The sequence below is a fragment of the Clostridium sp. genome (assembly GCF_040797585.1).
In the GTDB taxonomy this organism is placed as follows: Bacteria; Bacillota; Clostridia; order Clostridiales; family Clostridiaceae; genus Clostridium_Z.
This window is the reverse complement of sequence record NZ_JBFNEO010000156.1, coordinates 1-6905: the sequence shown is the minus strand read 5'-3', so window position 1 is coordinate 6905 and position 6905 is coordinate 1. Positions and strand designations below refer to the sequence as shown.

Annotated in this window: 5 protein-coding genes; all 5 read right to left on the bottom strand. The window is 33.1% G+C overall.

All coding sequences use genetic code 11. The features are described 5' to 3' along the window. Positions 1-292: 292 nt before the first annotated feature. Positions 293-2320, bottom strand: a complete 2028-nt coding sequence (locus AB2369_RS09985) for a sodium-translocating pyrophosphatase (RefSeq protein ID WP_367666334.1) — start codon at positions 2318-2320, stop codon at positions 293-295. 191 nt (positions 2321-2511) lie between these two features. Continuing rightward, the gene (gene secG, locus AB2369_RS09980) at positions 2512-2745 is read right to left on the bottom strand and encodes a preprotein translocase subunit SecG (RefSeq protein WP_367666333.1); all 234 of its coding nucleotides are present in this window, start codon (positions 2743-2745) and stop codon (positions 2512-2514) included. A gap of 169 nt (positions 2746-2914) precedes the next feature. Continuing rightward, positions 2915-4210 (bottom strand): phosphopyruvate hydratase, encoded by a 1296-nt coding sequence (gene eno / locus AB2369_RS09975; protein WP_367666332.1) that lies wholly within the window; start codon positions 4208-4210, stop codon positions 2915-2917. Positions 4211-4616: 406 nt separating this feature from the next. Further along, positions 4617-5735 (bottom strand): Ldh family oxidoreductase, encoded by a 1119-nt coding sequence (locus AB2369_RS09970; protein WP_367666331.1) that lies wholly within the window; start codon positions 5733-5735, stop codon positions 4617-4619. A 367-nt stretch (positions 5736-6102) separates the two neighbouring features. Next, the coding region (locus AB2369_RS09965) for a PTS transporter subunit IIC (RefSeq protein ID WP_367666330.1) at positions 6103-6905 on the bottom strand (803 nt) is incomplete at its 5' end.

Here is a 6905-nt window from a genome sequence, read left to right as displayed (position 1 = left end):
TACTTATATAATATACTTATATTTAATGATACATACTTATATCAAATTAGCCTTCTCCATTAAAGTTATAATAAAGTTCTACCAAACAGTTTTGTTATGTATATTAAATCTTATCTGAATCACCTATGTTATTAAATTTCTATATTAACATACAGAGTTGTTCTTAAAAGAAGGTTTCTCTAAACTATTTATAAATATTATAAACAGTTTATTTATTCATTATGATTATTTTATTTAATATTCAATACATAAAAAAGACCATTCCATTAAAGAATGATCTTTTCCTAAAATCTTATTTAAATAAGTTTAAAAAGATTCCACCATATTCAAGAATCACTGGTGCGAAAACAAGAGAAACTATAGTCATAAGTTTTATAAGTATATTCATAGATGGTCCTGAAGTATCCTTAAATGGGTCTCCAACAGTATCACCTACTACTGCAGCCTTGTGAGCAAAGCTACCCTTTCCTCCATATACTCCACTTTCTATATACTTTTTAGCGTTATCCCAAGCTCCACCTGCATTTGACATTAAAATAGCTAGAAGTACTCCTGTAACAACAGCTCCTCCTATAAGTCCACCTAAGGCTTCAGGTCCAAATAAAATACCAACAAATAGAGGAACTACAATAGCTATAATCCCTGGAAGTATCATCTCCTTAAGAGCTGCTGTAGTTGATATCTCAACACATCTAGCATAATCAGGCTTTGCCTTCTCTTCCATTATTCCTGGTATTTCTTTAAACTGTCTTCTAACCTCTTCCACCATTTCATTAGCAGCCTTTCCAACAGATTCCATAGTTAAAGCTCCAAATAAGAATGGAAGCATTCCACCTAATAAAACTCCAACTAAGGTAACAGGAGTTAAAAGGTCGATTGATTGAAGCTTTACTGCTTCTGCGTAGGATGCAAAAAGTGCTAACGCTGTTAATGCTGCAGAACCTATAGCAAAACCTTTACCTATAGCTGCTGTTGTATTACCTACAGAGTCAAGCTTGTCTGTTATTTCTCTTACTGAAGAAGGTAAGTGAGCCATCTCTGCTATACCTCCAGCATTATCTGCAATTGGTCCATAAGCATCTACAGCTACAGTAAGTCCAGTTATAGATAGCATACCTACTGCTGCTAAAGATATTCCATATAATCCATTAATACTAACCTCAGCTCCCCCCATAGCATAGAAGGAAACTAATATTCCAACAACTATTAAAACTATTGGAGTTACTGTAGATTTCATTCCAACTGCAAGACCAGATATTATTGTTGTAGCAGGTCCTGTTTGAGCTTGTTCTGAAATCGTTTTAACTGACTTGTAATCTGATGATGTATAAACTTCTGTAACCTTACCTATTAGCATACCAACTACTAATCCTGAGGCTACAGCGAAAAAGGCTTTAAAATCTCCAAACATTGTTTTACTTAAAATTAAAGTTGATATTATAACTATTATGCCTCCAATATATGTTCCACTGTTTAATGCCTTTTGCGGATTGTCTGATTTACTACTTCTTGCAACTAATGCTCCTAAAATAGATGCTATTATTCCAATAGATACTAAAAGCATAGGAAATATTATTGCTTTTTCTCTCATGTTAACAGCCATAGAAGATCCTAAGGTTATAGCTGATATTATAGCTCCTACATAGGATTCAAATAAGTCAGCTCCCATACCAGCAACGTCTCCAACATTATCTCCAACGTTGTCTGCTATAACTGCTGGATTCCTTGGATCATCCTCTGGTATACCTGCTTCTACCTTTCCAACAAGGTCTGCTCCTACGTCTGCTGCCTTAGTGTATATACCTCCACCTACTCTTGCAAATAATGCAATAGACGAAGCACCAAGTCCAAAACCTGTTAGGTAGCTTGTTTCTCCTCCAAAAAGTATATAGAGAATACTTACTCCAAATACTCCAAGACCAACAACACACATTCCCATAACAGCTCCGCCTGAGAAAGCTATTTTCAATGCAGGACTTTGTCCACTTTTAGCAGCTTCTGCTGTTCTTACATTGGCAGATGTTGCTACCTTCATTCCAAAGTATCCTGCAAGTATTGAGAATATTGCGCCAATTATGAATGCAATAGAAGTCTGAATATTAAGGAATACTCCTATTATGACTCCAATAACAACAATAAAAATAGCAAGATACTTATATTCTCTCTTAAGGAATGTCATAGATCCTTCTTCAATGTATCCTGCGATCTCCTTCATCCTCTCATTTCCAGCATTTTGCTTAGAAATCTCCTTTGCTAAGAAGAAAGCAAAGAAAAGTGCTATTATACCGCTTACTGCAGCATAAATGTAAATTTTGTCCATGTTTCTACCCCCTATATATTGCTTTATTTAAAATTATATCTTACCCTCTTAAATTTAAGATATAATATTTAACAATATCTTTAGTGTATTAATGAACTAATCTTATAGTAGTAAAAAAAGCTAACTTAATCACATAGTACTATTAAGGAATCTTAATAGTATTATAAATAAGTCAGCATATTTTTCTTTGACTACCCTGTTATTACACTTAGTGCTATAGTATTTGCTGCAACTAATACTGCTACAACTATTGTCGCTTTAGAAAGTAGTGCTTCTCTTGTTCTTGATTTATTCTTGCTAAAGAAAGTTTCCGTGGTTCCTGTTACAAATCCCTTTAATCCATCTGCCTTACTTGGCTGAAGTAAAACTATAATTATTAGTAATATACATAATACAAATTCTGAAATAACTAAAATATTGTGCACAGCACTACGCCTCCATTCAAACCTAGTTTTAATACATGCACTCATTCTAACATATAATGCTTAATTATACAATATATTTAGAATTTATAACTGGAAGTTTTTATATATTTTTTCAATATTTAAGTTTACATATAAAATACCCTTGCATAATAACAAGGGTATTTTAATATTATTTATTTATGTTATAGAAAGCATTTCCACCTCTGTACTCTGCCATGTCTTCTAACTCTTCTTCGATTCTTAATAATTGATTGTACTTAGCAACTCTTTCTGATCTTGCTGGAGCACCAGTTTTGATTTGTCCTGCATTAACTGCCACAACTAAATCTGCTATAGTTGTATCTTCAGTTTCTCCTGATCTATGAGAAACAACTGCTGTATATCCAGCTCTTTGAGCCTGCTCTATAGCATTTAATGTTTCTGTTAATGTACCTATTTGGTTAAGCTTTATAAGTATAGAGTTAGCAACTTTTCTTTGAATACCCATTGTTAATCTTTCAGTATTTGTAACAAATAGGTCATCTCCAACTAATTGAACCTTCTTACCAAGCTTATCAGTTATCATCTTCCAACCTTCCCAATCTTCTTCTGCCATACCATCTTCAATTGAGATTATTGGATACTTGTTGCATAGGTCTACATAGTAATCAGCCATTTCTTCTGGAGATAGAACCTTACCTTCTCCCTTTAAGTTATATTTACCATCTTCGAATATTTCTGAAGATGCAGGATCAAGAGCTATGAATATATCCTTACCTGGAGTATATCCTGCCTTCTCTATAGCCTCTATTATAACTTGTATTGCCTCTTCATTTGACTTTAAGTTTGGAGCAAATCCACCCTCATCACCTACACCAGTCTCATATCCCTTAGATTTTAATATTCCCTTTAGGGCATGATATACCTCTGCAGACATTCTTAAAGCTTCACTAAATGAAGGAGCTCCTACTGGCATAACCATGAATTCTTGAAGGTCTACATTATTATCAGCATGCTTTCCTCCATTTATTATATTCATCATTGGAACTGGTAAAACCTTAGCATTTACTCCACCTATATATTGATATAGAGGTAATCCTAAGTATTCTGATGCTGCTCTAGCACATGCTAAGGAAACTCCAAGCATAGCGTTAGCACCTAATTTACTCTTGTTCTCTGTTCCATCTAATTCTATCATTGTCTTGTCTATTGATACTTGATCAAATATGTTCACACCTACAAGTTCAGGAGCTATAACTTCATTTACATTCTCTACAGCATTTAAAACTCCCTTACCCATATAGCTTCCCTTATCTCCATCTCTTAATTCTACTGCTTCGAATATACCAGTAGAAGCTCCTGATGGAACTGCTGCTCTTCCTACTGTACCATCTTCCAATGTTACCTCAACCTCTACAGTTGGAAAACATCTTGAGTCTAGAATTTGTCTTGCATATACGTCTACGATTTCAACATAATTTTTCATAAAATATTACCTCCTAAAAACTGCTATATCATTTGAAGTTTAGAATAATAACTTTATTATTATCTTAACCTTAAACATAAATACCTATATTCTTCATGTAGTAATATTTTCTTCAATTTCTCTTATTTTTATTCAATAGAAGATATTACTTTTTACACCTATAATTATATGCTCATTGACACTCATTTTCAAGTGTTAAACAAAATCATTATTAAATAATTATAATTTCTAACAATGTAATTGCTTACATTGTTTACTTATCAATATTATGAAGTAGTATTTGTAAAACTCTACATAATTATATTAAAAGTGCACCTTAGAGTATTGGATATGATTTATTATATAACTAATGCTCTAAGGTGCACTTTAATGTATTTTATAAGTTATTATTTTTAATATAGGTATTTTAAACTTCTTCAAAAGGGAACTTATATTGGTTTAAGTTAAGCTCTTTCTTTAAAGTAATCATATCCTTTTGAAGGGCAGCATTTACCGGAACTCCTTTATCTTTTCTATAAAGCCATGCCTCATGCTCCTTTTCACCTGGAGTGAATATTTTATCATTCCCTGGTGCTTTTTTAGAGTTACGTAAATCTCTGAGAATATCTCCTGTAATCTTCTTAAATTTATCCACTTCTATAAAATGATCTACGTCAATGGCTATAAAGAAGTGTCCTAGTCTATATGGAACCTTGTTACCTTCTTCATCAAAACCAAGAAGGCCTTTAAGGAATGCTCCCCCTTGTAGTGCTGCACTTAATATCTCTACAACAGTTGCATATCCATAGCCCTTATATCCCCCACCATCTTCTCCGATACCTCCTAGTGGAGCTAAGGCTGCTTTACCTTTTACTAAATCCTTAAGAACTTCATGGGTATCAGTTCTAGCATTGCCTTCCTCATCTATAACCCATCCTTCTGGAATGTCTTTACCCATTCTATCATAGACCTCAATTTTACCTCTTTGACTTATGGATGTTGCACAATCTAAGAAGAATGGAAACTCCTCATCACTTGGCATTGCAAAGGTTAATGGATTAGTTCCTAGCATATTTTCCACCCCAAAGGTAGGTGCTATACTAGGTCTTGCATTAGTACCTGTTATACCTATCATATTATTTTCTACAGCCATTAATGGATAATATCCCGCAATACCATAGTGAGTTGAATTTCTTACAACTACCATTCCCATGCCGTAAATTTTCGCTTTTTCTATGGCCATTTCCATTGCTTTTTTACTAATAACATGACCCATTCCATTATGACCATCTATAACTGCTGTAGCCATCTTATCTCTAACTATTTCTATGTTTGTAACTGCCTCTTGTATACCTTCTTTTATTCTATCGTAATATATTGGCTTTAATCTCCCTATTCCATGAGAATCTATTCCTCTCATATCCGCTGCTATTAAAACATCAGCGCAAATTCTAGCATCCTCTTCTTTAACTCCTACTCCTTTAAATACGTCTATCATAAAGCTATGCATTGTTTCAAAGTCTATCCAATGAACCTTTTCCTTCATAAATTACACCTCTTCCATTAAGTTTTCAGAATTTACTTACATTATATTTCTATAAATATTAATAGTCAACTAATAGCTATTGACATATATTAAAGGAAATTAAACCATTTACAAGGATAATGCATAAAATAAAGATTTATCTGATGGCTAGCAACTGTAACACCCCATCCTCTTAAAAGGTGGGGATAACAGTTGCTACGCCCCTAGATTAACTCATCTAACCTTTAGATGGTAGAAATAACACCATCTAAAGGAAGATTTGTTCTATTTTATTAATACTATTTGTAATATGTTTAATTATAATCACTAAAACATATATAAAAAATTAGTGAAACTCATAAAATAGAATTTCACTAATCTTAAAGTACTATACAAATATTTTAAATATACCTCTAACTAATATAGTCCATATGGAGAAGTCATTTCCTCCAAAGGCTCTAAGAAAATCTGGTATGGTTTCAGTAAGTAATCCAATAGATAATCCTGCAAATAAGATTAGAAGTACTCCATTTAATATGCTTGAAATAACAACTCCTCTTATGCCACCTTCTGAGTTTGCGAAAACTGCTGCAGGTCCTATATCAAAGAAACATGCTACCGTTAAAGGTATTAAAGCTACCTTAAATAAGCCCATATAGGAAACTATAACTATTGTTATAACACTGGCTATCATACTTACTATAAATCCTATTAAAACTGCATTAGGGGCATAAGGAAATATAATAGGACAATCTAAAGCTGGTATTGCTCCTTTAATAAACTTATCTGATATTCCTTTAAAGGCTGGTATTATTTCAGACATCATAAGCCTTACTCCTGCAAGTAATATATATAATCCTGCTCCAAAGGTAAATCCTTGTATTATAGAATAAACAAAGAAAGCTCCAAAAACTTCCTTTCCTTCTCCAAATATCATTATTCTTGAACCTTGTCCTACTATAATTCCTACAACTAAGTATACAAAAATCATAACTATGGAAGTTGTTATTGTGGTTTCTCTTAGGAATCCTAAGGATTTTGGAAGTTTTAACTTCTCAGTGGATCTTTCTTTATTTCCAAAGAGCTTTCCAACATAAGCTCCTATTAAGCTAAACCCTAATGTAGTATGCCCTATGGTAAAGGAATCATCTCCTGTAATATTCCTAACAAAAGGCCTTATAAGTGCTGGAG

What these genes read in the sequence shown, in the direction of transcription:
- AB2369_RS09985 (WP_367666334.1), bottom strand. Translation starts at nt 2,320, where the DNA reads ATGGACAAAATTTACATTTATGCTGCAGTAAGCGGTATAATAGCACTT.
- AB2369_RS09970 (WP_367666331.1), bottom strand. Translation starts at nt 5,735, where the DNA reads ATGAAGGAAAAGGTTCATTGGATAGACTTTGAAACAATGCATAGCTTT.
- eno (WP_367666332.1), bottom strand. Translation starts at nt 4,210, where the DNA reads ATGAAAAATTATGTTGAAATCGTAGACGTATATGCAAGACAAATTCTA.